We start from the raw sequence: 26,445 nt of genomic DNA, 5'->3' as shown, positions 1-26,445 counted from the left end.
CAGGACCCTACCCCATGCTTTAAATTTGAAGCAACAAGTTTGTCGTGCGGGTCACCAAGTCGCCCAAGTCACGAACAGGACTTGGAGGAACGCCGACGCCACGGCACGTCATCCGCGGCGGCACCCGCGCCCTCCTCCTGGAACCCCTCGCCGACCACCGTGAAGATCTCCTCCAGCTGCCCGACCTGCTCCGGACTCAGCCGGTCGAAGAGCAGCGCCCGTACGGTCTCGACATGACCCGGCGCCGCGCTCTCCAGGACCCGCATCCCCTCGTCGGTGAGCGTCGCGATGCTGCCCCGCTTGTCCCAGCGGCAGTTCTCGCGCCGCAGCAGGCCGTCCTTCTCCAGGCGCGAGACGGCGTATGTCAGCCGGCTGCGGGTGATCTTCAGTCCCTCCGCGAGGTCGGTCATGCGCAGCCGGCGCTCCGGTGCCTCGGACAGGGTGGCGAGGATGGAGTAATACAGGTGGGGCATGCCGGCTTCCTGCTGGAGCTGCCGGTCCAGCGCGTCCTCCACGAGCATGGCGGCGGCGATGTACGCGCGCCAGGCGCGTTGCTCATCGGGGGTGAGCCAGCGAGTCGTCATGCCACCAGTGTAGGTTTGTTTCAAACTTGAACCAAGCCCCGCCTTGCCCCGGTTCCACTCCGGCTCCGAAAGGGAGCGCGCCGATGCCCTCGTCGTACCCCTACGTCCTGCTCTCCGCCGCCGTCTCCCTGGACGGATACCTCGACGACACCACCGCCGAGCGCCTGCTCCTGTCCAGCCCCGCCGACTTCGACCGGGTCGACGAGGTGCGGGCCTCCGTGGACGCGATCCTCGTCGGCGCCGGCACGATCCGGGCGGACAACCCGCGGCTGCTGGTGAACTCGGCCGAGCGCCGGGCCACGCGGGTGGCTTCCGGCAGCCCCGAGTATCCGCTGAAGGTCACGGTCAGCGCGTCCGGCGAGCTGGATCCGGCGGCGAACTTCTGGCACACGGGCGGCGGGAAGATCGTCTACACGACGGAGAAGGGCGCCGAGCGACTGCGGCGGACGCCGGTCGCGGCGGACGTGGTCGCGCTGGGCGCGGAGCTGGACTGGCGGGCTCTGCTGACGCACCTGCGCGAGGCGCGCGGCGTCGAGCGGCTGATGGTCGAGGGCGGCGGCACGATCCACACGCAGTTGCTCCAGCAGGGGCTCGCGGACGAGCTGCAGCTGGTGCTGGCGCCGCTGTTCGTCGGCGACCCGGACGCGCCGCGGCTGTTCGGGCCGGGCGGATATCAGGGCGGACGGCTGCGCCTGCTGGAGACACGGCGCATCGAGGACGTCGTGCTGATGCGCTACGAGCCCACGGCGCCGGGAGGCGGTGTCCTGCCCTCCGCCGCCGACCGGCACTGGCTGGCCCGGGCGTGCGACCTCGCGGCCCAGTGCCCGCCGTCGGAGACGGCGTTCAGTGTCGGGGCGGTGGTGGTGGCCGCCGACGGGACCGAGCTGGCGCGCGGGTACTCCAGGGAGGGCGGCGACCTCGTGGTGCACGCGGAGGAGGCGGCGCTCGCGAAGATCGCGCCGGACGATCCTCGGCTGGCGTCCGCGACGGTGTACAGCAGCCTCGAACCCTGCACCCGCCGCGCCTCGAGGCCCATGCCCTGCGCGCGGCTCATCCTGGCGGCGGGGGTCCGGCGGGTGGTGACGGCCTGGCGGGAGCCGGACACGTTCGTGACGGGGGCGGACGGGACCGGGGTGCTGGCGGCCGAGGGAGTGGATGTCGTGGTGCTGCCGGAATACGAGGAGCGGGCCAAGGCGCCGAACACGCACCTGTCGTTCCGATGAGAGAGGGGTCACGGAAAGCCGTGTGCTTCGGGTCCCGCCGATGGCGTACTATGGAGTCACCGACGCGGGGTGGAGCAGCTCGGTAGCTCGCTGGGCTCATAACCCAGAGGTCGCAGGTTCAAATCCTGTCCCCGCTACTGAAGACTCAGGGCCGGAACTGATCAGTCAGTTCCGGCCCTGAGTGTTTCCCACCCCGTCTCCGTCGAAGTCGTCGTACGGCGCCCTTGATCGTTGTCACCTGCCGTGAGCAGGCGACCGCCCTCCGATAACAACTGACATACCGTCAATACCTGTGTGCCTCCTGAGCCGTGGCCAACTCGCCCGATTTGGCCCGCTCATGACCCGTAAGTCCAGGCGAAAATCGTTAATGATCAAGTGGAACAGCTTGGAATCCGCACCCCGGGTCTATTAACGTTCGATAACGCAGCGCGGTCGTCCCAGCCGTCACAAGAGGCGGCTCCGTGCTCACGCGCCGAGTCCCGCAAGGGAGCCGGGGAACCACCACCCTGGGGTGAATCGCGCGGATTCCACCGTGAAGTCACGGTTGGTATACGCGCGTAGGAGACCTTCCTGCTCCGAACCCGTCAGCTAACCCGGTAGGCGAGAAGGAAGGAAAGGAGTACGCCCACGTGGCGTCCAACAGGCCTGCTACGCAAGCCCCGTTCGTGCCGAGTCAGCGCAGCACCGACACCTTCGGCTACGACCGCTACCGCACCGACGAGGGCCCGTTCGAGGAGTGGAACCCCACCGCGGAGTCCATTCGTCCCGTACGTGGCAGGCACCGCGTCGCCAAGCAGCGTGGCGGGGGACTCGCCCGCAGCTCCACGGTTCTCGGCGTCGGCGTCATAGCCGCCGTCGGCGCGGGCGGCATGGCCAGCGCGAACAGCGGCAAGCCGCCGGTCGCCATCACCATGCCGGACCTGCCGCTGATCTCCGACGACGACTCCGCCGCGGCCGCCGAGGACGCGACCACCGCGCTCAGCACCATGGGGGAGACGGCCCAGGAGAGCGTTCAGGGCACCAGCACCGACGCCGGTGAGGCGCTGCGCAGCCGGATCATCGCGCAGGCCGAGCTGCAGCAGGACCAGATCGACGACAAGGCCGCCGCGGAGGCGATCGCCGCCGCCGAGAAGGAGGCCGCCGCCGCGGCCGCCAAGGCGGAGAAGGAAGCCCAGGAGAAGGCCGCCGCCGCCAAGGCCGCCGCCGAGGAGGAGGCCCGCAAGAAGGCCGAGGCCGAGCGCCTCGCCGAGCTGGCCAAGCAGTACGCGCTGCCGACCTCCTCGTACACCGTCACCTCGACCTTCGGCCAGGCCGGCGCCTACTGGTCCTCCGGCTACCACACGGGCCTCGACTTCGCCGCCCCGTCGGGCACGCTGATCAAGGCGGTGCACACCGGCACGATCACCTTCGCCGGCTGGGACGGCTCCTACGGCTACAAGACGGTGCTCACCCTCGAGGACGGCACCGAGATCTGGTACGCGCACCAGTCGTCGATCAGCGTCAGCGTCGGCCAGAAGGTCAACACGGGCGACGTCATCGGCCGCGTCGGCGCCACCGGCAACGTGACCGGCGCCCACCTGCACCTCGAGGTCCACCCCGACGGCAGCACGAACGGCATCGACCCGATGGCCTGGCTGCAGGGCAAGGGACTCTCGGTCTGACCCCGGGGGCGATCTCCTGATCGCTTGGAGACGTCGGTCGTGCGGACCGGCGGGAGGACGCGTCGTGAACGCCGGCGAGGCAGAGTCTGCCCTCGTCGGCGTTTCGGGCTCGTGGCAGCGGTCAGGGATCGCAGCTGCCGGACCGGCTCGCGCACTGCCAGCCCGAGAAGCCGCCCTCGGGGTTGTCGACGTCGTTGTCGAGCCGGATGAAGCCCCAGACGACGGTGACGGTGAACGCGACGGCGGCCAGGGCCAGCAGCCACAGGACGCCCTTCTTTCGGCTCATCGCCGTCCCCCCAGGGCCAGTTGACCGGCCCTCACCCCGTACGGAAGAAACCTTCCCCCAGCCTAGATGCTCCGCTTGGCGGGGGGGTGCCCACAGGGTTTACGGGAACTTTGTCGCCGTGCCGGAATGGGGCGCTCCAGCACGGCGGTTGACGTAGAGCATGACTTCTCTTCGCAAGCTCGGCTCTTCCGGTCTCGAGGTCTCCGCACTCTGCCTCGGCGGCAACGTCTTCGGCTGGACGGCCGACGAGGCCCAGTCCTTCGCCGTGCTCGACGCCTACGCGGCGGCGGGCGGCAACTTCATCGACACGGCCGACTCGTACTCGGCGTGGGTCGAGGGCAATGCGGGCGGCGAGTCCGAGACCATCATCGGCAAGTGGGTGAAGGCGCGGGGCAACCGCTCGGACGTCGTGATCGCCACCAAGGTCAGCCAGCACCCCGACTTCCAGGGCCTGACCGCGGCCAACATCAAGGCGGCCGCGGACGCCTCCCTGCGCCGCCTCGGCACCGACCACATCGACCTCTACTACACCCACTTCGACAAGCCGGAAGTGCCGGTCGAGGAGATCATCGGCGCGCTGGACGAACTGGTGAGGGCCGGCAAGGTACGGCACATCGCCGCCTCCAACATCTCGGCGGAGCGACTGGAGGCCTCCCTCGCCTTCTCCGACCGCGAGGGCCTCGCCCGCTACGTCGCCATCCAGCCCCACTACAACCTGGTCTCCCGTGGCACCTACGAGGGCGCCCTCCAGGACCTCGCCGAGCGTGAGGGCCTCGCGGCGATCCCGTACTACGCCCTGGCGGCCGGCTTCCTCACGGGCAAGTACCGCGCCGGCACGACGGTGGGCAGCCCCCGCGCGGCGGGCGCCGGCAAGCACCTGGAGACGGAGCGGGGGCGCCGGGTGCTGGCCGCCCTGGACGAGATCGCCCAGACCCACGAGGTCCCGGTGGCCACGGTGGCCCTCGCCTGGCTGGCCGCCCAGCCGACGGTGGCGGCCCCGATCGCCTCGGCCCGCACGGTCGGGCAACTGCCGGCACTGCTGGGCGTGGGGGAGCTGCGGCTGACGGAGGAGGAGGTGGGCAGGCTGACGGCGGCGTCCGCCTGACTGAGCGGGGCCGCGATGCGCGGCCCTTCACTACGTCCGGTACGGGTTGTACGCGGGGTAGGGCGCCGCCGGACTGCTGTAACCCTGCCCGTATGGCTGGGGCTGGGGCTGCGGCTGCCAATGGCCCGGCACCGGCGCCGCGTACCGGTAGGCCGGCCAAGCCTGCGCAGCCGTCACCGCGTGCTCCAGCGCCGGGCGGGCGAAACCCCGCCGCCCCCACAGCTCGTGCAACAGCTCCCGTTCCCGTACGGCGAAGTCCGCGCCGGCCCGCCCGCGGCGCCCCCGGTGCCGTAGGAACGCCAACGACGTGGCGTAGGCCTCGTACTGCGCCACCGCCCGGGCCGCCGTCGGCCCCCCGCGCCGCCGTGCGTACTGCCGGGCCATCCGCCGTGCCCGCATCGAGGCGAGCGCGAAGGGCTCGCTCGGGGCCAGCCATCCGGCCATGACGTACGCGGGCAGTTCCTCGCGCACGGTGCGCAGCTCGCGCTGCCGTGTCCAGATCACCAGCCAGGTCAGCAGTCCGAACGTGGGCACCATGAAGGCCGCGTACACGGCGAAGAACCCGTACTCGCCGAAGGCCGACGAGCCGTTCCACATCGCGTGCATGCCCATGGCGAGCAGCAGCCCGGAGATCGGGAGGAGAACGCGGCGCACATGCTGGCGCGGACCCGACAGCGCCGCGATGCCGAAGCCGATGCCGGTGAGGACCGTGAAGAGGGGGTGCGCGAAGGGCGACATGATCACGCGGACGAAGAAGGTCGCCGCTGTGACGGAGGCGATGCCGCGGTCGCCGGAGAGCTGGTCGGTGCCGAAGGCGGTACCGAGGTAGAGGATGTTCTCGGTGAAGGCGAAGCCGGTTGCGGTGATCCCGGCTATGACCACGCCGTCGACGATCCCGGTGAAGTCCCGTCGGCGGAAGAGGAAGACGAGCAGTACGGCGACCGCCTTCGCCGTCTCCTCCACGATGGGCGCTATGACGGTCGCGCCGAGGGTGTCGGCGTGCGACGGGTCGGCGGTCGCTATCGCTATCCACCGGGTCGCGAAGCTGTTGGCGATGATCGCTATCAGTGCCGCCGCGAAGGCGCCCCAGGCGAAGGAGAACACCAGATTCCGCCAAGGGCCCGGCTCGACCCGGTCCAGCCAGCGGAAGGAGGCGACGAGCAGGGGCACGGGCAGCACGGCGAGTCCGAGCCCGACCAGGAACCCCTCGGTGCCGGTCTGCTCGCGCACCAGGGCGAGGATGACCAGCCCGGAGAGCGTGAGCAGCGTCGTGAGCGCGCCGTAACGCACCCACCGCTTCTGCCACCAGTGCGCGTGCCGCAGTGCGCCGCCGGTGGGACCGGTGGGGTGCGTCGGGTACGGGGGACTGGTGGCCACGTCATCGACCCTAACGAGACAGGGGCGCCGCCCGCAGCAGCGCGAGGGGCTCTGGCGCCGATGGGGGTTTGCTGTCGGTTGCTGGTTTTCCCGGTCGTCTTCCAGATGTCTTCCGGGTGTTTCTTCCAGGCGTCCGGGTGTTCCTTCCGGGCGTCCGGGTTTTCTTCCGGCCTCCGGGTGCCTTCCGGCCTCCGGTTGTTCTTCCCGCTGCTCCTACGGCTGTACGCGGCGGAAGAGCAGGTCGTTCACCACATGACCCTTGTCCAGTCCCTGCCCCTCGAAACGGGTCAGCGGCCGGAACCGGGGACGGGGCGCGAAACCACCGTCGGCCCGGGTGTTCTCGAAGTCGGGATGAGCGGTCAGAACTTCGAGCATCTGTTCGGCGTACGGCTCCCAGTCGGTGGCGCAATGCACGAGGGCACCGGGCTTCAGCCGGGTCGCGGCGAGGCTGAGGAACTCGGGCTGGATGAGACGCCGCTTGTGGTGCCGCTTCTTGGGCCAGGGGTCGGGGAAGTAGACGCGCAGCCCGTCGAGCGAGTCGGGGGCGAGCATCTCGCGCAGCAGGATGATGGCGTCCCCGTTGGCCACGCGGACATTGCTCAGCCCGTGCTGGTCGGCGAGGTTGAGCAGGTTTCCCTGCCCCGGCGTGTGCACGTCGACGGCGAGGACGTTGGTGTCGGGGTCGGCGGCGGCCATCTGCGCGGTGGCCTCCCCCATCCCGAACCCGATCTCCAGCACGACCGGATTGCCGTTCCCGAACAGCTCACCGAGGTCGACGACCCGCTGCCCGTCGATGTCGAGCCCCCACTTGGGCCACAGCCGCTGCAAGGCGTCCGCCTGCCCCGCGGTCACCCTGCTGCGCCGCGGCTGAAAACTCCGGATCCGCCGCTCGAAGTGCGACCCGGCGGGATCGGCCTTGGGCCCGTCCGGGAACCGGGGCTCACCTTTGGCCCGGGTGTGCCGGACGGACACACCGGGGACATGGCGGGGATGCGCGCCGTCGGTGCCGGGCGGCTCGGGAGTACCGGGCCGGGGGACTTCGGAGGCGTTGAGAGACTCAGACACAGTGAGACCGATTTTACGGCGAGGCAGCCCCGACAGACTTCGGGCCACGTCCCGCACGCCCGTCCCGCCCCCTCACGCCGTCTCCAGCACCGCCAACACCCTCCGCGCCACCTCCCGCCCGATGGGCAGCGACGCGGTCGCCGCAGGACTCGGCGCGTTCAGCACATGCACGGCCCTAGCCCCCTCCCGGATCAGGAAGTCGTCCACCAGCGCCCCGTCCCGCAGCACGGCCTGCGCCCGCACCCCCGCCGCCGCGGGCACCAGGTCATCGGACTCCACCGCGGGCAACAACCTCCGCACCGCCTCCGTGAACGCCCCCTTGGACACCGACCGCCGCAGCTCACCGGCCCCGTACCGCCAGTGCCGCCGAGCCATCCGCCACACACCGGGCCACGCCACCGTCGCCCCGACCTCCCGCGGCCGTACGACCCCCCACCCGTACCCCTCCCGGGCCAGCGCCGGCACCGCGTTGGGCCCGATGTGCACATCCCCGTCGATCCCGCGCGTGAGATGCACCCCGAGGAACGGAAACGCCGGATCCGGCACCGGATACACCAGCCCGCGCACCAGCTCGGGCCGCGCCAGCGAGTAGTACTCCCCCCGGAACGGCACGATCCGCACGCCCGGCTCGTCCCCGGTCATCCGGGCCACCTCGTCGCAGTACAGCCCGGCGCAGTTCACCAGCACCCGCCCCCGCACGACGTCCCCGCGCGTGGTCCGTACGGCGACCCCCAGGTCCGCCCGCCGGTCGATCCGCTCGACCTGCGCGCCGTACCGGATCTCCGCCCCCGACGCCTCGGCCAGCTGCAGGGCGACCCCGACGAAGTCGCACACGCCCGTCGTCCCGACGTGTATCGCGGCGAGCCCCCGCACCTCCGGCTCGTACTCCGCGATCTGCGCGACGCCCAGCTCCCGTACCGGAATGCCGTTCTCCCGCCCGCGCTGCACCAGCGCGTGCAGCCGCGGCAGCTCCTGCCGCTCTGTCGCGACGATCAGCTTGCCGGTGACGGCGTGCGCGATGCCGTACTCCGCGCAGAACTTGACCATCTCGGCGGCTCCCCGCACCGCGAAGCGCGCCTTCAGGGACCCCGGCCGGTAGTAGATCCCGCTGTGGATCACCCCGCTGTTGCGTCCCGTCTGATGCCGGGCGGGTCCCGGCTCCTTCTCCAGCACGGTCACGCGCGTACCCGGCGCGGCACGCGTGATCGCATACGCCGTGGCCAGCCCGACGATCCCACCGCCGACCACGAGCACGTCACAGTCGTAAGCGATCGTCCGCACCTGCTCCACCTCCCGGTTTCGATAATGCACTGCGCCACTGACAACGCCCTCAAACCCGGAGCGCGGCCCGAGCAGGCCGGAGGGTCGCCCGAGCAGCCGGAGGGCCGGCCGCGAGCAGCCGCTGCGGCCGCCGGACTGCCTGGGCAGGCCCTGAGGAGAACGCCATGAGCTGCGTGGGCGACGGCGGCCTCAGCGGCGCGCGGCACGCGGGGGATCCACGACACGGTCGTGCGGATGGAGCGGTGGCTGCTTGGAGCTGTTCCGGCGGGCCGCCGCCGGCCCGGTGGCAGGGAGAAGGCCGACGTCGTCAGCTCGCGTGCCGCTGCCGACGGGTGCGACGGCGGCTCGGGGCTGCCGAGCCGCCGCGCACTCCACGCGCGTGCGGGCACGCTCAGGCCGGTGCCATGAGCAGCGGCCGTGCCCGCTCCCGCAGCTCGACGACCCGGGGCTCGTCGCCGTACGGCTCCAGGCGGTGCAACAGGTCCTTCACGTACTCCGTGGTGCGCGCGGACGATATCCGCCCCGCGACCTCCACCGCCCGCACGCCCTGCTCGCATGCCGCATCGAGATTGCCCGACTCCAGCTCGGCGACGGCCGAGACGACGAGCCGCAGTCCGTGCGAGCGCACGAACTCCTCCGTCGGTTTGGAGAGGGCCTGTTCCGTGAACCGGCGTACCTGACGCGGTGCCTTCAGGTCCCGGTAGCACTCCGCGGCGTCCGCGGCGAAGCGGTCGTAGGAGTAGAAGCCGAGCCAGGACGGGTCGTTGTCGCCCTCTCTGGACCGCTCCAGCCAGCCCTCCGCCGCCTTCAGCGCGGCACCGGCCGCCTGCGCGTCTCCCGCGCGCGCGTGTGCGCGTGCCTCGACGAGGCGGAAGAAGCTCATGGTGCGGGCGGTGGCGAGGCCGCGGTTGCGTTCCAGAGCGGCCTGGGCGAGGTCGACGCCCTCGTCGCCGAAGCCCCGGTAGGTCGCCTGGAGCGACATCGACGCCAGGACGTACCCACCGAGGGGCACGTCGGCCGCCGCGCGCGCGAGACGCAGTGCCTGGATGTAGTACCGCTGCGCGGCCTCCTGCTGCCCGGTGTCGAACGCCATCCACCCGGCGAGACGGGTGAGTTCGGCGCTCGCCCCGAACAGGGCGCGGCCCACCTCGTCGGAGTACGAGCCGAGCAGCAGCGGTGCCGCCTCCACCCGCAGGCACTCGGGCACCATGGACGAACGCCAGTCGCCGCCCCCGTACTTGGAGTCCCAGCGCCTGGCGTCCTCGGCGGCCTCCCGCAGCTTCTGCACATCGCTGTGGCCGACTTTGAGCGGTGCGCCGGAGCCCTCGGAGGGGCTTGCTTCGCGCGCGACCGAGCTGTCGGCCGGGGTTATCAGCCACCGTGAGGCAGGCGTTGCGTATGCGCTTACTGCGAACGAGCCGGCCAGCGACTGCCAGATGCCGCCGGAGCCTGCGCGGCGTCCGGCGAGGTCGAGACGGTACAGCTCCGTCGCCGACTTCACCGCCTGTCCGACGTCCCGGGGGAAGGCGAGGCCCACTTCGGGTGCGGGGTCCGCGTCCGCCAGGCCGATCTCGTGGAGCGGCACCGGGCGGCCCAACTTCTGGCCGATCGCGGCGGCGATGAGGTGCGGCGCGGCACCCTGCGGCACCATGCCCTTCGACACCCAGCGCGCCACCGACGTCTTGTCGTAGCGAAGAGTCAGGCCCCGCTGAGCGCCAAGGTCGTTGACGCGTCGAGCGAGTCCTGCGTTGCTGATTCCCGCGAGGGCGAGAACGGCGCCGAGCTTTTCGTTCGGCCCGCGTTGCTCCCTGGACATGCGCCACCCCTCGACACAGACGGCTGCCGCGCTGGCATAACCATGCGGCATTCGTAAACCCAGCGTAGTTCGCCGCATCCCAAGCGTTAAGGGGCATTCTTCCGGATGGCGGGATTGTGGTCCGCACTCAAGTGCGCACCCTGTACGCACAGTTGTGCCGTGCTCCCGCTGTGTGGCTGTGCGCCCGTCCGTGCGCTCTTCTCCAGCCATCGGGGGAGCGGTTCCATGGCTCCTGCGTGGGTCGGCCCGCTGTACTGGATCCAGTGGGCTGGGGGATTCCGCCGCCTTCATCCCCGCGGGCGGCGGAACGGTCCGGGGGGCGCACTCCGTTCCCCGGACTGCGCGCAAGTCGAGCACGGCGAGTAGTGCGGAGGGCTTGTACGGAGCGTGCGCGAGCCTGTCCCTACGACGCCGATTTGGCTGAAAATCGACCCCGGTTCTCCCGGGTAATTACCGCTCCGACCACGGAACTTGAGGGCGCAGGGGGCGTTCTGGGGGAGCGTATCGGGGGCGCATTCGCGTCGCAGACGTCATGCGATCCCCTCGGTGCGGCGGCACGGATCTCCTTGCCGCGCCCGCAGGGATCTCTTCGCTCCCTCCGCGCGGATCCTTCTTGCTCCCTCCGCACGGATCCTTCTTGCTCCGGCCGCAGGGATCTCCTCGCTCCCTCCGCACGGATCCTTCTTGCTCCCTCCGCACGGATCCTTCTTGCTCCGTCCGCACGGATACCGTCGATCCGCCCGGCCGGATCTCCTTGCCCAGCCCGGGTGTTCGGGTGGTGCGGTCGGCCCGGGGGCGCTCGCGCGGGCGCGATTCCCGGAGCTCGAGCGGCTCCGCCGCCCCTCCCGCGCGCGTCCTTCATGGCAGCATGGTGAACCGGTTCGTACGGTGCACTGGTTGTCCACAGCCTGTGGAGGCGTCGATGCGGTGGTTGGTGGGATGGAGCAGCACCGCCGCGGTGGCCGCCGGGACCGGCTCCGCGGGGGCCACCGGAAGCGACGGCGAGACCGTCCACCCGGTGGGGTCCCAACTGCTGTGGGGCGACCCCGATCCGCTGTGGGCGGTCGGCGACTGGCGCCCGGACGAGGTCCGCGTCGTGAAGGCCGACGAGCAGACCCGGATCGCGGTGCTCGGCACCTGCGGGGCCAGCGACGAGCAGCTGCGGGTCGGCCTGTTCGCCGCTCGCGGAGGGGCACTTCGGCATCTGACGGCGTGGTCCGGCAGCTACACGGCCGTCGTCCAGGTCGGCCGCCGGATCACGGTGTGCGGCGATCTGGCGGGCGCGCGGCCGGTGTTCTACACCCCCTGGGCAGGCGGTACGGCGTATGCGACGGCCGCGCTCCCCCTCGCCGACCTCATCGAGGCCAACCTGGACTTCGGACACCTGGCGGCACTGCTCGCCGCCCCCGACGTACCGGCGGCCCTGCACGACTCCACCCCGTACGACGGCGTACGGCGCATTCCGCCGGGGCATGCGCTGATCCTGCGCGCCGGAGCACGCGAGATCGCCGGGTACGAGCCGGTCGCCTCGCTGGCGGTGGCGGCGCCCACGGCCGACCCGGACAGCGCGGTGGACGCCGTACGCGACGCCCTGGTGGAGGCGGTACGCGCGCGTCTGTCCGCGCCCCGCCATGTCCCCGGCGCCGACATAGACCCAGGCCCGGTCCCGGGGATGGGCCCGGCCGAACGGCGTGCCGCGCGCGGGATGCCGGTACCGGGCATCGGGGCGGACCTGTCCGGCGGCCCCGCCTCCGGCACCCTGGCCCTGCTCGCCGCAGGCCTCCCGGGCATGCCGGGCACGGTACTGGGCCACGGCACAGGCGCGGGCGAACGCCTCCTGGCGGTCACCTTCAACGACCTGGCGGTCGGCGGCCGCGAAGCCGAGCTGGAGCGGGCGGGCACACTGGCGGCCAACCCCCGCCTGCACCACGTGGTGGTGACCGGGGGCGAGGACACGCTGCCGTACGCCGACCTGGACGGCCCGCTGACGGACGAGCCGGGCCCGAGCCTGGTGACGGCGGCGAGGCACCGCGTGCGCCTGGCCTCCGGCAGCGCGGACCACTTCACCGGCTACGGCGCCCGCCAGGTCCTGGACGCCCACCCGGCCCGCCTCGCGGATCTCCTGATGGACCGCAAACGGCGTCATCTGGTCCGCCCGGTCGCGGCGCTGGCGAAGGCGGACGGCTCGGTGCTGGTCCCCGCGCGCGTGTACGGCGCGGCACGCAAACTGGCCCGCACCCCGTACCGAACAGGCCTCGAAACCCTGGCGGACCGCCTCATGCACCGCCGCTTCGACGAACCCGGAGGTGCCGTAGGGGCGTCGCTCGCCGCGCTCACCTGGGCCAGACCGGGCCCCGCGGCACGCTGGCTGACCGGTGAGGCGCTGGCTGAAGTATCGGTTCGCCTGCAAGCCGCGACAAACCGCAACGGCGTGGGCCCCGGCCAGCGACCCGGCGACTATCGCGCGCGTGCGGCCCTGGCCCGCCACGCCGCGGACATCCGCGTCCTGGAACAGGCCGCCGAGATCCGCTTCCAGCGCCTGCACGCCCCCTTCCTCGACAACCAGGTCGTCCGCGCCTGCCGAGCCCTCCCCGAGGCGCTGCGCGTCCAGCCCGGCGCCCGCGCCGCCATACTCCGTACGGTCCTGGAGGGCGCCGGAGTCGCCGACCTCCCGCCCGGCTGGGGCACTCCGTCCCACGCGTCGGCGGCGGTAGCGGCACGAACGGGCATGAGAGTGGCGGCCGACTCCCTGATGGCCCTCTTCGGAACCCCCCTCCTCGCGCAGGCGGGCCTGGTGGAGGCCCGCGTCGTCCGCAAGGCCCTGCGCGCGGCGGCCGAGGGCGAGCCCCTCCCCCTGGACGGCCTCGCCGACCTGGTCGCCCTGGAACTCTGGCTACGCCGCCTGCTCGCCCGCCGGGGCACCTGCTGGACGGGAACGCCGGCACGACAGCGTGCGGTACCGGCGGGGATCACGCCGCAGAGAGGGGCGTTGGGGGCGGGGGCGCGGCGCGCGTAGGGGGCGGGGCCTCTCAGCGTGGCCCTTTCAGGGCCGACGGGGGTCCAGGGGGCGGAGCCTCCTGGCGGGGTGGAAGGGGTGGAGCCCCTTCAGGATGGGACGGGTAGGGGCGGCGGGGGCGAGACCTCTCCCGGCCCGCACCCGACCGACACCGCACCACGCCCCGCCCACGCCCTCGCTCCGCCCCACCGACGCCCCGCCCCGCCCACGCCACCAAAACCCGTGCCCTCACCATCCACCCCCGCGACAATGACCTGGTGCGGTACAGAATCCTGGGCGTCACCCAGGCCGAGGACGACCAGGGCACCGCCATACCCATCGGCGGCCCCCGCCTCCGCGCGCTGCTCACAGCTCTCGCCCTGCGCCCCGGCCGTCCCACCACCCCCGACACCCTGATCGACGAGATCTGGGCCGGCGACCCACCCCAGGACGCCCCGGCCGCTCTCCACGCCCTGGTCGGCCGCCTGCGCCGTGCCCTCGGCAAGGAGAGCGTCACCTCCGCTCCCGGTGGCTACCGGCTCGCGGCGGCCGAGGACGACGTGGACCTCTTCCTGTTCGAACGCCTCGTACGTCAGGGCACCTCAGCCCTCGACCGCGGTGACCCGTCCAGCGCGGCCCACGACCTCGCCGCCGCCCTCAGCCTGTGGCGCGGCCCGGCCCTGTCCGACCTCCCCGACCGCACGGCCGCCGCGACCCGCCCGGAGGCCCTGCGCCTGGAGGGGACCCGCGCGCGTATCGAGGCGGAGCTTCGACTCGGCCGCGCCCAGGACGTCGTACCGGAACTCAGGGAACTGACCGCGGCTCACCCGTACGACGAGCCGCTGCACGGCCTCCTCATCCGCGCCCTGCGCGACACGGCCCGCCCCGCCGACGCCCTCGCCGCGTACGAATCCGCCCGCCGCACCCTCGCCGACGGCCTCGGCACCGACCCCGGACCCGAACTCCGCGCCCTGCACACCGAGCTGCTGACACCGGCGGCACCTGAGCGGAGCTGGAAGCCGAGCACCGACACCACGCCCGAAGCGGAAACCCAGCCGCACCCACGCCCGCCGGGCCGCGCGGCTCTCCACCACCGGCACCACCCCGCACCCACCGAGCCGCCGCACCACCAACACCACCCCATGGCCACCGAGCTGCCGCCCCACAGGCACCAACTGCCCCAACCACACCTCCCACACCACAACCCCCATCCCGAACTCACCGGCAACCTCCGCCCCCGCCTTACCTCTTTCGTGGGCCGGGAACTCGAACTCGACGCCATCCGTTCCGAATTGCACAGGGCCCGACTGGTCACGCTCACCGGACCGGGCGGCTCTGGAAAGACCCGCCTCGCCGAGGAAGCCGCCGCCGGGCTCCCCCAGGCATGGCTCGTCGAGCTCGCCCCGCTCGACCGGCCGGAGGCGGTGCCGGGCGCGGTGGTCAACGCGCTCGGTCTGCGCGAGACCGTGCTCATGACCAACGAGCTGGCGGGCCCGCAGGACGACCCGGTCGCCCTGCTGATCGAGCACTGCGCCCCGCGCAGCCGGCTCCTGATCCTTGACAACTGCGAACATGTCATCGGCGCGGCCGCCACCCTCGCCGAAACCCTCCTCACCCACTGCCCGGGCCTCACGATCCTCGCCACCAGCCGTGAACCCCTGGGCGTTCCCGGCGAGTCGGTGCGCCCGGTCGAGCCCCTGCTCCCCGACCAGGCGCACCGCCTCTTCGCGGAGCGCGCGGCGGCCGTCCGCCCCGACGCCGAAGCCGTGCTGCGCGACGAGAACGCCGTCGCGGAGATCTGCCGCCGCCTCGACGGCCTGCCGCTGGCCATCGAGCTGGCGGCGGCCCGGCTGCGGCTGCTCACCCCCCGCCAGATCGCCGACCGCCTCGACGACCGCTTCCGCCTCCTCACCTCCGGAAGCCGTACGGTCCTGCCCCGCCAGCAGACCCTGCGTGCCGTCGTCGACTGGTCCTGGGGCCTGCTGGACGAGCCGGAGCGGACGGTGCTGCGCGAGGTGTCCGTCTTCGCGGGCGGCTGGGACCTCGCGGCGGCGGAGGCCGTGTGCGCCGGGCCGACGACCGCGGACGTCGTCGGCGCGCTCGTCGACAAGTCCCTGATCGTGGCCACCCCGTGCGAGCGGGACGGCTCCGACGGCATGCGGTACCGCATGCTGGAGACCATCCACGAGTACGCCGTGGAGCGCGCCGCCGAGCTCCCCGAGCTGCGCCTCGCGGCCGAGCGCAGACACCGCGCGTGGGCGCGCGCGCTCGTGGAGAAGGCCGACCCGCTGCTGCGCTCAGCCGACCAGCTCCCGTGGATCTCCCGCCTGGAAACGGAGTTGGACAACATCCGCGCCGCCCTCGACCGCGCTCTCACGGCGGACGACGAAGCGGACGCCACGTCCCTCTGCCTCGCCATGGGCTGGTTCTGGTGGCTGCGCAACTACCGCGTCGAAGGCGCCGCCTGGGTCGACCGGGTGCTGCGCCTGTGCCTCGCCCTGGACGCCGCCCACCGAGGCACCCCGCCCGCTGCCGACCCGGTGGACGCCTTCCTCACCGCCCGGGAGGAGCAGGAGCACCACCCGCGGCACGCGCCCCGGATGAGCCTGCGCCTGCTGCATCTGTTCCTGGCCATCGACTTCGAACCGGTCGAGCACTGGCAGGACGATCGACTGAGGCGGTACCTCGACCAGGTGCGGGCGCATTTCGCGCGGGGCGGCCCCGAAGCGGCCCGCCTTCCGGGCCTGGTCTGGCCGCTGACCCACTTCATGCTGGGCGAGACGGCGAACACCGGGCCTGTCATGGACGCCGTGCTGGCCAACTGCCGTGCGCACGGCGGTGACTGGGAGACCGGCTGCATCCTGATGTTCCGCACGCACATGCTCGTCGATTCACCGGGCGGCTTGGCGAGGATCGACGACGACCTCGCAGAGCTGCGCATCCTCAGCCGCCGGGCCGGCGACCGCTGGATGCGGGCCCAGGTGTGCAGCGCGGCCGGCGAGACGGCCGTGTCGCGCGGCCGCTTCGAGGAGGCCAGGGGCGAGTACGAGGAGGCGCTGCGTCTCGCCCATGAGGTGGGCGCGTACGCGGAGACCCCGTTCCTCATCGCCAGGCTCGGCGAGCTGGCCTACCGCTCGGGTGACCGTACGGCCGCCCTGACCGCGCTGGACGAGGCCGGCGCGGCGGCCGACCGGTTCGGCGTGGCGGACTCACGTGCGTTCGTGCTGCTGCTGCGGGCTCAGATCGCGCTGGACGACAAGGACACGGCACGCGCGCGTGCGCTGTGCGAGGCGGCCCGCGTGGAGACCGAGCGTGCCACGCCACCACCCCAGTTCCTCGTGATGCTCAGCACGCTCGACGCGCTGACGGTGACCGCCGAGTCGGGCCCGAGGCACGGCCTGCCCCGCCTGGCCGACACACTGCGCATGGCCGTCGAGAAGCGCTGCTCCGACCTGATCGCGGCGACCCTCGCGGACGCCGCGGCGGACCTGCTGACCCGCCTCGGCGACCACCCGCGCGCGGTACGTCTGCTCGCCGCCTCGGAACACTGGCGCGGTGGCCATCCGCGCCTCCTGCCGGAACGCGCGCACGCCGAGCGGGCCGAGGCCGTCGCGCGCACCGCTCTGGGGGCCGGGCGGTTCACCGCCGAGCACAGCCGGGGTGCCGCCCTCACCCAGGAGGAGATTCTGCGCGACCTCGACGAGGCCGTGTGCGCCCTCCATGTCACCGCCCGACAGATGCCGTGAGCCCCAGCGAGCGCGGGTTGAACGCGTTGAACACCCCTACACGCAGCTGAACTTCGACTCCGCCCAGTCCGCCAGCAGCAGGGTGTCGACGGTGCTGTGCGGCTCGACCACCAGCCGTACGGTCTCGCGCCCGGCGAGGTTCACATGGACGGGCACCGCCGGGTCCCCGCCCTCGAGCAGCGGGGACCGCCACAGCCGGACGCCGTCGGCGTAGACCGAGAAGGAGAACTTGCCGAGCCCCAGGGTGCTGTCGTCGACGCCGACGAACGCGTCGTAGGCGGAGCACTCCCGGTTGAGGTCGATGGCGACGGAGGACCGGCCGTGCACGGTGACGCCGTGCGCGTAGCGCTCGTCGGCGATCGAGACGCCGTATCGCTGCCACACCCAGCTGCTCTCGCCGATCCGCATCTCGGGTTCGGTGCCGTCGCCCGCGACGTCGTACGACAGCTCGCTCCACTGGTAGACGACCGGGGCGGGCGGGGGCGTCGGAGTCGGGGTGGGCGGGGGCGTCGGTGCAGGAGTGGGCGTCGGCGTGACGGAGGGGGTGGGAGTGGGCGTCGGACTCGGCGTGCGAGTCGGCGTCGGAGTCGGGGTGGGGGTCGGGGTGGGGGTCGGCTTCGGCTTCACGGCCGGGACGATCGCCGGCGGCTGTGGAGCGGGCTCCTTCTCCGGCGGCTCGGAAGTGGGCGTTTCCTCGACGATGGGGGAGGGCACGGGAGGCTGTTTGGCGTCCTCCCGGTCGGCCGGCCGGTCGTTGCCGGCCAGCGCGAGCACGATCGCCGCCGCCACGCCCACGGCGACCACACCGGCCGCGATACCGGCCTTCAGCGGCGCCCCCAGCCCTTCGGAGGCCGCCGCACCGCCCCCGACGCCACCGGATGAACTTCCGCCCGCGGCTCCGGCGCCACCCGCGGCACCGGCACCGCTCGACGATCCGCCGCTCGCCGCCGCGGCCGCCCCCGCCGCTCCGGCCGCACCCGCCCCGGCACCGCCGGCGATGAGCCCGGCCGCCTTGGCGTACCCGGCGGCACCGAACCAGCCGATGACCGCGACCGGCACGACGGCGGGGATACCGCTGGCGACTTCCTTGATCTGGCCCGCGGCCAGCCGGCACTTGGCGCACTCCTCCAGGTGCTTGCGCAGACCCCGCTCGGCACGGGTGCGCAGGCTGCCGCGGGCGTAGGCACCGAGCCGGTCGGCGTAGCGGGCGCATGCCTCGTCGCCGGCGAGGCTGGCGCTGACATGGGCCTGGAGATAGGCCTGCTTGAGGCCCTCGCGGGCTCGGCTGGCGAGCACGCGGGTGCCGTTGGCGTCGAGCCCGAAGAGCGTGGCCACCTCGCTCGGCGACTCGTCCTCGACCTCGGTGTGCCACAGCACCGCCTGCCAGCGCTCCGGCAGCGACCGGAAGGCCCGCATGGCCATGGACTGCTCGGCCTCGTGCATCGCCCGCACGTCCGCGCCCAGGTCCAGTGTGTCGTCGTCCGACACGTCGGGCACGCGCGCGGACTGCGCGGCGAACACCGCGAAGTCGTCGACCAGTTGCTCGCGCCGCGCCGACTTCGTCCAGTCCGCGGCGGCCCGCCGGATGGAGGTGAGCAGATAGGCGCGTACGGCGTGCTCGGGACCGGAGCCGCCGCGCACCGCCTGGAGCATGCGGGCGAAGACCTCGGCCGTGAGGTCGTCGGCGGTGTGGGCGTCACGGCAGCAGGTGCGCGCGTACCGGCGCACCGCTTCCGCGTGGCGCCGGTACAACGTCTCGTACGCGGTGTCGTCGCCGGCTCGCATCCGCCCGATCAGGTCGGCGTCGGACCGTGGCAGTTCGCGTGGCGGAGGCAGCGCGCCGTCCTCGCGTCGGTCGCGCTGTGCCGGGACGCTGCCCTCCGCGCGGGCCTGCGGTTGTTCCACCGGGTAGCCGCCCGACGGCACATCCGCGCGTCCGCCCTGACTCGGCACCTGTGGAGTCGCCGAGTCCCCGTCACCGCGTGACTCGTCCCACCCGTCAACGCTCATCGCGGAAAGCCCCCGCCGCCAGCTCCACAAGTCCCGGACACCGGGTCAGGGTGCCACATCGGCTTTTGGTCAGGACCCACCCGTGCGTACATCCACTCGTCCGTGGGCACTTCCGGCACCGTCGTAACATCCCTCGCCCGCACGGGGAGGGCTCAAACAGCCTTCTCCCGACGGGAGTTGTGTGCGGCGCCCGGGAGGTCAGGCATGTTCCAGTGATGGTGGCCGAGGCGAGGGCGGCGCAGCACCCCGCCTCGTGGTCACCCTTTCGAAGTCACGCTCGTGCGCGAGGCAACGGTCGTCACTTCGAAGGCTAACGATCGTCACTTCGAACGGCTCACGGTCGTCACTTCGGCCGGCTCACGCCTGAGGCCGCGACCGCAGCCCCTCCAGCAGGATGTCCAGCAGTCGCGCCGAGGCCGCCGCCTGCTGCGCCGCGTCCGGCAGCGAGGGCGCCGCCGTCGCGATCACCAGCAGGACGTCCGACACCGACACATCGGCCCGCAGCTCACCCGCCGCGCGCGCCCGCTCCACGAGCTGGCCCACCACGTCGAGCAGCGCCGCCGCACCCGCGTCGTCCGCCGGCACCGCCGCGGACTGCTCCGGCACCAGCCGCAGCTCACCCGCGCCCGGCTGCGTCCGCTGCTGCGGCACCCGGGCCTCGTCGACCCCGGCAACGTCCTCGGCGACCCCGACCCGCAGCACCTGCGGCGGCAGCAGCCGACCCGCGCCCGACGCCACCGAAGTGCGCAGGAAGCGCGACAGCGCCGACCACGGCTCGTCCTCCTGCCCGAGCGCCGCACGCGCCTGGTCGGTCAGCCGGGAGGTCTCCTCCTCGGCTATCCGCCGCACCAGGACGTCCTTGCTCGGGAAGCGCCGGTACACCGTCCCGACGCCGACCCGCGCGCGCCGCGCCACGTCCTCCATCGGCGCGCCGTATCCCAGCTCGCCGAAGACCTCGCGCGCCGCACGCAGAACGTGCTCCAGATTGCGCTGTGCGTCCACACGCAGCGGCGTCGTCCGCGCGTCCGCGCGTCCGTTGCCCGCAGCCGCGCTCATCGTGCCGCCCACCGCTCCGCCGCCTGTTGTGATGGCGGACGCGGAAGACCATCGTGAATCCTGAACATGCATAAGCGATCCCCCGGTAATGACGTCTCCCCCCGGAGACACTCCCCGTCATTGCAAAGCCGGAGCGTCGCGGAACAAGCCCGGACCCCGGGTCCGCCGTGCGTGACTCACGGACCCGAAGAGCGCATCCCCCTACACCCCGTCGACACACGAACATAGTTGAGCGGGGGTCAATTCAGAAGGGGCACGTTCCGCACGGAGCGCCCCTCGATCGGAGTACGAGTCGTTTACGTCCCGATTGAGCCACCCTCGACCCCCCGGCGCACACCCACTGACCTGGGAAGTTTTCGCGCACTCCGGCAATTCGGCCAAACCGTGAGGTCGACGGCTTCCGGTCACACAAATTGTCGAGCCTGTGGACAAACGCAAGCGCCGGGTGCGTCATGGGATGGTGAAGGAACGTGCGCGCATTCTCGTTGTCGGCGGCGGCTACGTCGGGATGTACACGGCCCTGCAGCTTCAGCGGAGGCTGAAACAGGAACTCGGGCGGGGCGAAGCCGAGATCACCGTGGTCACTCCCGACCCGTACATGACCTATCAGCCGTTCCTCCCGGAAGCCGCCGCCGGCTCCATCTCCCCGCGCCATGTGGTCGTACCGCTGCGCCGCGTCCTGCCGCAGTGCCGGATCGTCATCGGCGAGGCCACGGCCATCGACCACGCCGGGCGCACCGCGACCCTCACCACCCTCGCCACCGAGGAGGAGGGCACCGGCACGGAAGAGCTGTCGTACGACGAACTCGTCCTCGCCCCCGGCTCCGTCTCGCGCACCCTCCCCATCCCGGGCCTCGCCGACCACGCCATCGGCTTCAAGACCGTCGAGGAGGCCATCGGCCTGCGCAACCACGTCATCGAGCAGATGGACATCGCCTCCTCCACCCGCGACCCCGCGATCCGCGACGCCGCCCTCACCTTCGTCTTCGTGGGCGGCGGCTACGCGGGCGTGGAGGCGCTCGGCGAGCTCGAGGACATGGCCCGCTACGCCACGCGCTACTACCACAACGTCCGGCCCGAGGACATGAAGTGGATCCTGGTCGAGGCCTCCGACCGCATCCTGCCCGAGGTCGGCGAGGACATGGGCCGCTACACCGTCACCGAACTGCGCCGCCGCAACATCGACGTACGCCTGCACACCCGCCTGGAGTCCTGCGCGGACCGCGTGGCCGTCCTCAGCGACGGCGCGCGTTTCCCGACCCGTACGGTCGTCTGGACGGCCGGCGTCAAACCCCACCCGATCCTCGCCGCGACGGACCTGCCACTCAACGAGCGCGGCAGGCTCAGGTGCACCCCCGAGCTGACGATCGAGGGCACCACGCACGCGTGGGCCGCGGGAGACGCCGCCGCCGTTCCCGACGTCACCGCCGGCGAACCGGGCAAGGAATGCGCCCCCAACGCCCAGCACGCCCTGCGCCAGGCGAAGGTGCTCGGCGACAACATCGCGCACACCCTGCGCGGCGAACCCCTGGAGACGTACGCCCACAAGTACGCGGGCTCGGTCGCCTCCCTCGGCTTCCACAAGGGCGTCGCACATGTCTACGGCCGCAAGCTGAAGGGCTACCCTGCCTGGTTCATGCATCGCGTCTACCACCTCAGCAGGGTGCCGACCTTCAACCGCAAGGCCCGCGTCCTGGCCGAGTGGACCCTGTCGGGGCTCTTCAAAAGGGAGGTCGTCTCCCTCGGATCACTCGAACATCCCCGAGCGGAGTTCGAACTCGCGGCCGGTGGAAAGCATCACCTCAACCCGGGAGACGACACGAAGGGGTCGTCCTGACCGGACCCAGGAACTCCACCGACGGGGCAGGCGTCTGACGGGTGTCGGCCAGGTCGGCCGCACTGCCAGACTGATCCCCGAACCGATCCCGACCCTGGACGACCCCGGACGGGCACCCGCCCGCCCTCGACCCGCGAGGCTCTCCCACAGTGCTGCAACCGCGGGGTGCTGGTGCCACCCCTCAGAACCCAGGCCGGGTCCGGAGCCGGCAGAAGACGACGACACGAGGCAAGGATTCGTGAACTTCACGCGCTGGAGCGCCCGGCTCCCCGGAACGCAGCGCCGCGCCGCAGCGCGGACCGAAAGCACGGCGGCGGTCACCCAGGACCGCCGGGGGGAGAACCCGGGCGCCGTCCCCGCGGCCCGCGCCGAACACCTCACCGACGACGCCAAGCCGATCCCCGCCCTGGACGAGCTGCCCGTCCGCGAGGTCCTGGACCGCGTCCCGTCCCTGGTCGCCCTCGTCCACGGCTCCGACCACCGACTCGCGTACGTCAACGACGCCTACGTCACGGCCTTCGGCGTACGCCCCCCGGGCGAACCGGCCCGCGAGGCCCTCCCCGAACTCGCCGAACTGGGCCTGCTCCCCCTCCTCGACCAGGTCCTGCGCAGCGGCAAGCCCCGCACCCTCAAGTCCCGCAAGGCCCCCGACGGCCGCTCCTACACGTTCACCTGTACCCCGGTGACCGAAGGCGACGGCGGTGTCCTCGTATTCGCCACCGACGTCACCGACCACGCGGAAGCCGCCGAACGCCTCCGCGCCAGCGAACGCCGCCAACGCGAAACCGCCGTCACCCTCCAGCGCTCCCTCCTCCCCCAGGAGCTCGAGGAACCCGACGACCTGCGCATCGCCGCCACCTACCACCCCGGCGGCACGGAGGCCGCGGTCGGCGGCGACTGGTACGACGTGATCACCCTGGGCGGCGGCCGCACGGCCCTGGTGATCGGCGACGTCATGGGCAGAGGCGTCCGCGCGGCAGCGGTCATGGGCCAGCTCCGTACGGCGGTGAGGGCGTACGCCCGCCTGGACCTCCCCCCGCACGAGGTCCTGCAACTCCTGGACGGCCTGGCGATGGAGATCGACGCCAACCAGATCGCCACCTGCGTCTACGCCGTCCACGACCCGAACGAGGGCCGCCTGGTGTACGCCTCCGCCGGCCACCTCCCGATCCTGGTCCGCGACGAGAACGGCACGGTCCAGCGCGCCGACGAACCCACCGGCCCGCCCCTCGGCACGGGCGGCTGGATGCACGCGTCCGGCTCGATCGCCCTGAGCCCCGGCTCCACGGCGGTCCTCTACACCGACGGCCTCGTCGAACGCCGCGACGAGGACCTGGACGAGGGCATCGCCTCCCTGGAACGCGCCCTGGCCGGCGCGACCGGCACCCCCCAGGTGATCTGCGACCGCTTGGTCCGCACAGCGGGCGTCACCGCGGACCACGACGACGACGTCGCCGTCCTGGTCCTCCAGCACCCGGCCCGCACGGGCCCCGACAGCGACCTCTTCCGCAACGCCGCCCTGGAACTCCTCGGCGGCGTGGAAGCGGCCCCACGCGCGCGTGCCTTCGCCTCCGGCGTCCTGACGAGCTGGCGCTTCCCGACCGACCTGCACGACCTGGGCGTCCTGGCGACGAGCGAACTGGTCGCCAACTCCCTCCAGCACGGCACCCCACCCATGCGACTGCGCCTGCGCCGCACCGATCGCCGCCTGATCATCGAGGTCACCGACGGCGACGACCACCTCCCCCGCCGCCGACGGGCCGAACCGGCCGACGAGTCGGGCAGAGGCATCGCCATCGTCGCCACCATCGCCTCCGCCTGGGGCTCACGCCGGACGCCGGGGGGTGGAAAGGCGGTGTGGTGCGAGTTCGCACTGCCGCAGGGGGCGGGCCGCTAGCGAGGGGCGCCACTCAGCGGGCAGGGCATGTGTCAGGCATGCGCCTGGGACTGGCCCACCGGTGAGGCCGCGCCCTGCGCCACCACCCGGCTCTTCCCCAGCCACGGCCGGTCCTGCACCGCGTTGAGCTCACGCCCCAGCCGCAGCGCGAGAAAGGTGATCCCCAACGAGAACAACAGGAACGTCACGACGTACGGCCCGGGCAGCGAGGCCCCCATGGGCCCGCCCACGGCCGGCCCAACCGCCAGCGCGAGCTGCTTCACCAGGGCGAACGCGGAGTTGTACTGCCCCGCCATCCCCTCCGGCGCCAGGTCCGCGACCAGCGGGGCGACCGTCGGCGACAACATCGCCTCACCCAGCCCGAACAGCGCATACGTGGAGATGAAGGCAGCCGTGGCCATCGCCTGACTCCCGTGCCCGAGCCCCGCGTACCCCGCAGCGACCCACGCCACGGCCCAGATCAGGCCCACAGCCGCGATCACCCGCGACCGCCTCCGCCGCTCGACGAACTTCAGCACGGCGAACTGCGCCACCACGATCATCGCGGTGTTCGCGGCCAGCGCGGTCCCGAGCGCGGACGTCGACACCCCGGCGGCCTCGACACCGTACGCACTCAGCCCCGACTCGAACTGCCCGTAGCAGGCGAAGAACAGCACGAACCCCAGCACACACAGCTGCACCATCGCCCGGTTCCCGAGCAACTGCTTCCAGCCGCCCTTCGCCGAACCGGCCCCCGGCGCTCCCTCGATCCGCGGCGCCCGCGGCATCCGCACCGTCGACATCACCACGACGAGCAGCAGGAACACCGCCGCCTCGATCGCGAACAGCACAGTGAAGGACGAGACGCTCGACGCGTCGACGAGATGACCACCGATGAGCCCGCCGACGCCCAGCCCGAGGTTCTGCAGAAAGAACTGCATCGCAAACGCACGCGACCGCGTCCCGGCCGAGGAGCAGTCCACGATCATCGTCGCGAGCGCCGGCTGCATCACGGCCTGCCCCGCCCCGAGCGCGGCCGCCGAGAGCAGTACGGCCCCCGCACTCCCCGCGAGCCCCAGGCTCAGTGCCCCCAGCGCGGCGGTGACCAGGGCGGCGAGCAGTACCGGAAGCGGGCCCCGCCGGACGATGGCCCGCCCGGCGAACGGCAGCACGACCAGCGCGGCCACGGCGAAGACGGCGAGGACGAGCCCCGCCGTCATGGAACCCAGCCCCCGCACCTGCGCCACATAGACGTACAGGTAGGGGACGGTGAAACCGAGCCCGAACGCGCTGAGTGCGTTGCCCACGTGGATCCGGCGCATCGCTGCGCCCATCGCCCTGGTCACGTTCACCTCTCTCATTTCTTGCATGCAGACCTGAAGACTTCAAAGCTAAACTTCGAAGCTAAACAGTACACGTCAAAGAACTTCAACGCCAAGCAAGCCCGTGCCATACTCGGCCCATGGGCGACACCCCCGGCATCAGCGAGCCGACACTCGAAGAACAGATCGCCGCCTACCAGCGCGAGTTCCAGGACCTCGACCCCCAGGTCGAGAAGATCGTCTCGGCGCTGTCCCGCCTGAACCGGCGCATGAACGTCGCCTACGGCCGCCAGACCGCCGCCCTCGGCATCAGCAACGCCGAGTGGGAGGTCCTCAAGGCCCTCGTCCTCTCCGGCGCCCCCTATCGCATGGGCCCCAGCGACCTCGCCAAGCGCCTCGGCCTCACCCCGGCCGCCATGACCCACCGCATCGACCGCATGGTCGCCGAGGGTCTGGTCACCCGGGAGCGCGACGAGTCCAACCGCGTCCGCGTCATCGTCGAGCTCACCGCTGACGGCCGCGAGAAGTGGCTGGAGGCGATGCGCCTCGCGTCGGTGTTCGAGGAGGACCTGCTCCAGGACCTCTCAGCAGGGGAGCGCACCACCCTCGGCGAGGTCCTCACCCGCCTGCTCCGCAGGGTGGAACACGCCCAGCCGGACGCCGGCGGACGCCTCAGTGACCTGGACTGACGCAGGCCCCGGCACCGACACAAAAGATCTTGGCAGGGGACGCTTGACAGCCCCCAGCCGGATCCGTAAAGTTCTTCGGGTTGCCGCGGAGCCGTAACGGTTCTGCGACAGCACCTCCCGCCGCGAAAGCGGCAACCAAACCACCAGCACGATCTCCCGACCGGGTCGATTTCGGCATGCCCGAATTCAATTCGAATTGGGACTCGGCGGCCCGATTGGGAATCGCCGAGCGGATCCGCTAAGGTTTGAGACGTCGGAACGGCCCAACAGCCGTGAAGGCAAGCCCCGCTGACTGGGAGTCAGGCCCGAAAGGATCTGATAAAGTCGGAACCGCCGGAAAGGGAAACGCGAGAGCGGAAACCTGGAAAGCACCGAGGAAATCGGATCGAGAAAAGATCTGATAGAGTCGGAAACGCAAGACCGAAGGGAAGCGCCCGGAGGAAAGCCCGAGAGGGTGAGTACAAAGGAAGCGTCCGTTCCTTGAGAACTCAACAGCGTGCCAAAAATCAACGCCAG

17 protein-coding genes, 1 tRNA gene and 1 riboswitch are annotated in these 26,445 nt (G+C 71.9%); of the genes, 9 read left to right on the top strand and 9 right to left on the bottom strand.

The annotated features are described in order from the left end of the window. Positions 1-68 precede the first annotated feature (68 nt). Entirely contained in the window at positions 69-584 is a 516-nt protein-coding gene (locus ACIBAG_RS42030) for a MarR family winged helix-turn-helix transcriptional regulator (protein WP_399112939.1), read from the bottom strand. A gap of 83 nt (positions 585-667) precedes the next feature. Here ACIBAG_RS42030 and ACIBAG_RS42025 point away from each other — a divergent pair, with 83 nt between their 5' ends. The 3 genes from ACIBAG_RS42025 to ACIBAG_RS42015 all read left to right on the top strand — a co-directional run bounded on the left by ACIBAG_RS42025 (position 668) and on the right by ACIBAG_RS42015 (position 3,468). Next, the gene (locus ACIBAG_RS42025; protein ID WP_399112937.1) at positions 668-1,807 is read left to right on the top strand and encodes a dihydrofolate reductase family protein; all 1,140 of its coding nucleotides are present in this window, start codon (positions 668-670) and stop codon (positions 1,805-1,807) included. 63 nt (positions 1,808-1,870) lie between these two features. Next, positions 1,871-1,944: transfer RNA gene (locus tag ACIBAG_RS42020), tRNA-Met, on the top strand. A gap of 323 nt (positions 1,945-2,267) precedes the next feature. Next, positions 2,268-2,425, top strand: a riboswitch (cyclic di-AMP (ydaO/yuaA leader). 11 nt (positions 2,426-2,436) lie between these two features. Beyond that, complete coding sequence (locus tag ACIBAG_RS42015; RefSeq protein ID WP_399112935.1) at positions 2,437-3,468, top strand: M23 family metallopeptidase; 1,032 nt, start codon at positions 2,437-2,439, stop codon at positions 3,466-3,468. Between the two features lie 121 nt (positions 3,469-3,589). Here the strand turns inward: ACIBAG_RS42015 and ACIBAG_RS42010 are convergent, their stop codons facing one another. Next, on the bottom strand, positions 3,590-3,754 hold the full coding sequence (locus tag ACIBAG_RS42010) for a hypothetical protein (protein WP_399112933.1): 165 nt from the start codon (positions 3,752-3,754) through the stop codon (positions 3,590-3,592). 160 nt (positions 3,755-3,914) lie between these two features. Here ACIBAG_RS42010 and ACIBAG_RS42005 point away from each other — a divergent pair, with 160 nt between their 5' ends. Continuing rightward, the gene (locus ACIBAG_RS42005; RefSeq protein WP_399112931.1) at positions 3,915-4,859 is read left to right on the top strand and encodes an aldo/keto reductase; all 945 of its coding nucleotides are present in this window, start codon (positions 3,915-3,917) and stop codon (positions 4,857-4,859) included. A 30-nt stretch (positions 4,860-4,889) separates the two neighbouring features. On the opposite strand, the gene ACIBAG_RS42000 is transcribed toward ACIBAG_RS42005, so the two are convergent. From ACIBAG_RS42000 to ACIBAG_RS41985, 4 genes are all read right to left on the bottom strand, one after another. Then, positions 4,890-6,236, bottom strand: coding sequence for a PrsW family intramembrane metalloprotease (locus tag ACIBAG_RS42000; protein ID WP_399112929.1), 1,347 nt, complete (start codon positions 6,234-6,236; stop codon positions 4,890-4,892). 213 nt (positions 6,237-6,449) lie between these two features. Next, on the bottom strand, positions 6,450-7,301 hold the full coding sequence (gene trmB, locus ACIBAG_RS41995; RefSeq protein WP_399112927.1) for a tRNA (guanosine(46)-N7)-methyltransferase TrmB: 852 nt from the start codon (positions 7,299-7,301) through the stop codon (positions 6,450-6,452). A gap of 72 nt (positions 7,302-7,373) precedes the next feature. Further along, complete coding sequence (gene lhgO, locus ACIBAG_RS41990) at positions 7,374-8,582, bottom strand: L-2-hydroxyglutarate oxidase (RefSeq protein WP_399112925.1); 1,209 nt, start codon at positions 8,580-8,582, stop codon at positions 7,374-7,376. A 391-nt stretch (positions 8,583-8,973) separates the two neighbouring features. Next, positions 8,974-10,398, bottom strand: coding sequence for an MFS transporter (locus ACIBAG_RS41985; protein ID WP_399112924.1), 1,425 nt, complete (start codon positions 10,396-10,398; stop codon positions 8,974-8,976). Positions 10,399-11,320: 922 nt separating this feature from the next. Between ACIBAG_RS41985 and ACIBAG_RS41980 the strand changes: the two genes are divergently transcribed. Further along, on the top strand, positions 11,321-13,414 hold the full coding sequence (locus ACIBAG_RS41980; protein WP_399112922.1) for an asparagine synthase-related protein: 2,094 nt from the start codon (positions 11,321-11,323) through the stop codon (positions 13,412-13,414). Between the two features lie 257 nt (positions 13,415-13,671). Continuing rightward, positions 13,672-17,139 (top strand): AfsR/SARP family transcriptional regulator, encoded by a 3,468-nt coding sequence (locus ACIBAG_RS41975; RefSeq protein WP_399112920.1) that lies wholly within the window; start codon positions 13,672-13,674, stop codon positions 17,137-17,139. 36 nt (positions 17,140-17,175) lie between these two features. On the opposite strand, the gene ACIBAG_RS41970 is transcribed toward ACIBAG_RS41975, so the two are convergent. Both ACIBAG_RS41970 and ACIBAG_RS41965 read right to left on the bottom strand, forming a co-directional pair. Next, the gene (locus ACIBAG_RS41970) at positions 17,176-19,149 is read right to left on the bottom strand and encodes a sigma-70 family RNA polymerase sigma factor (protein ID WP_399112919.1); all 1,974 of its coding nucleotides are present in this window, start codon (positions 19,147-19,149) and stop codon (positions 17,176-17,178) included. Positions 19,150-19,506: 357 nt separating this feature from the next. Beyond that, the gene (locus tag ACIBAG_RS41965) at positions 19,507-20,277 is read right to left on the bottom strand and encodes a TetR/AcrR family transcriptional regulator (protein ID WP_399112918.1); all 771 of its coding nucleotides are present in this window, start codon (positions 20,275-20,277) and stop codon (positions 19,507-19,509) included. A gap of 385 nt (positions 20,278-20,662) precedes the next feature. On the opposite strand from ACIBAG_RS41965, the gene ACIBAG_RS41960 reads away from it, so the two are divergent. Continuing rightward, positions 20,663-22,042 carry an NAD(P)/FAD-dependent oxidoreductase gene (locus tag ACIBAG_RS41960; protein WP_399112917.1) on the top strand — a complete coding sequence of 460 codons (1,380 nt, stop codon included), beginning with the start codon at positions 20,663-20,665 and terminating at the stop codon, positions 22,040-22,042. 238 nt (positions 22,043-22,280) lie between these two features. Continuing rightward, positions 22,281-23,939 (top strand): SpoIIE family protein phosphatase, encoded by a 1,659-nt coding sequence (locus ACIBAG_RS41955; protein ID WP_399112915.1) that lies wholly within the window; start codon positions 22,281-22,283, stop codon positions 23,937-23,939. 32 nt (positions 23,940-23,971) lie between these two features. Here the strand turns inward: ACIBAG_RS41955 and ACIBAG_RS41950 are convergent, their stop codons facing one another. Beyond that, positions 23,972-25,279: an MFS transporter gene (locus tag ACIBAG_RS41950; protein ID WP_399112913.1), complete on the bottom strand. Its 1,308-nt coding sequence runs from the start codon at positions 25,277-25,279 to the stop codon at positions 23,972-23,974. Between the two features lie 101 nt (positions 25,280-25,380). Between ACIBAG_RS41950 and ACIBAG_RS41945 the strand changes: the two genes are divergently transcribed. After that, positions 25,381-25,929 (top strand): MarR family winged helix-turn-helix transcriptional regulator, encoded by a 549-nt coding sequence (locus tag ACIBAG_RS41945; protein ID WP_399112912.1) that lies wholly within the window; start codon positions 25,381-25,383, stop codon positions 25,927-25,929. Positions 25,930-26,445 lie beyond the last annotated feature (516 nt).

Source organism: Streptomyces sp. NPDC051243, from assembly GCF_044455405.1.
GTDB lineage: Bacteria > Actinomycetota > Actinomycetes > Streptomycetales > Streptomycetaceae > Streptomyces.
The sequence above is the reverse complement of the archived record's forward strand: the minus strand, read 5'-3'. Positions and strand labels throughout refer to the sequence as shown.

Coding starts and splice junctions, on each gene's coding strand:
- ACIBAG_RS42010 (WP_399112933.1), bottom strand. CDS start 3,754: ATGAGCCGAAAGAAGGGCGTCCTGTGGCTGCTGGCCCTGGCCGCCGTC.
- ACIBAG_RS42025 (WP_399112937.1), top strand. CDS start 668: ATGCCCTCGTCGTACCCCTACGTCCTGCTCTCCGCCGCCGTCTCCCTG.
- ACIBAG_RS42030 (WP_399112939.1), bottom strand. CDS start 584: ATGACGACTCGCTGGCTCACCCCCGATGAGCAACGCGCCTGGCGCGCG.
- ACIBAG_RS41985 (WP_399112924.1), bottom strand. CDS start 10,398: ATGTCCAGGGAGCAACGCGGGCCGAACGAAAAGCTCGGCGCCGTTCTC.
- ACIBAG_RS41960 (WP_399112917.1), top strand. CDS start 20,663: ATGGTGAAGGAACGTGCGCGCATTCTCGTTGTCGGCGGCGGCTACGTC.
- ACIBAG_RS41980 (WP_399112922.1), top strand. CDS start 11,321: ATGCGGTGGTTGGTGGGATGGAGCAGCACCGCCGCGGTGGCCGCCGGG.
- ACIBAG_RS41970 (WP_399112919.1), bottom strand. CDS start 19,149: ATGAGCGTTGACGGGTGGGACGAGTCACGCGGTGACGGGGACTCGGCG.
- ACIBAG_RS42005 (WP_399112931.1), top strand. CDS start 3,915: ATGACTTCTCTTCGCAAGCTCGGCTCTTCCGGTCTCGAGGTCTCCGCA.
- ACIBAG_RS41945 (WP_399112912.1), top strand. CDS start 25,381: ATGGGCGACACCCCCGGCATCAGCGAGCCGACACTCGAAGAACAGATC.
- ACIBAG_RS41965 (WP_399112918.1), bottom strand. CDS start 20,277: ATGCATGTTCAGGATTCACGATGGTCTTCCGCGTCCGCCATCACAACA.
- ACIBAG_RS41950 (WP_399112913.1), bottom strand. CDS start 25,279: ATGAGAGAGGTGAACGTGACCAGGGCGATGGGCGCAGCGATGCGCCGG.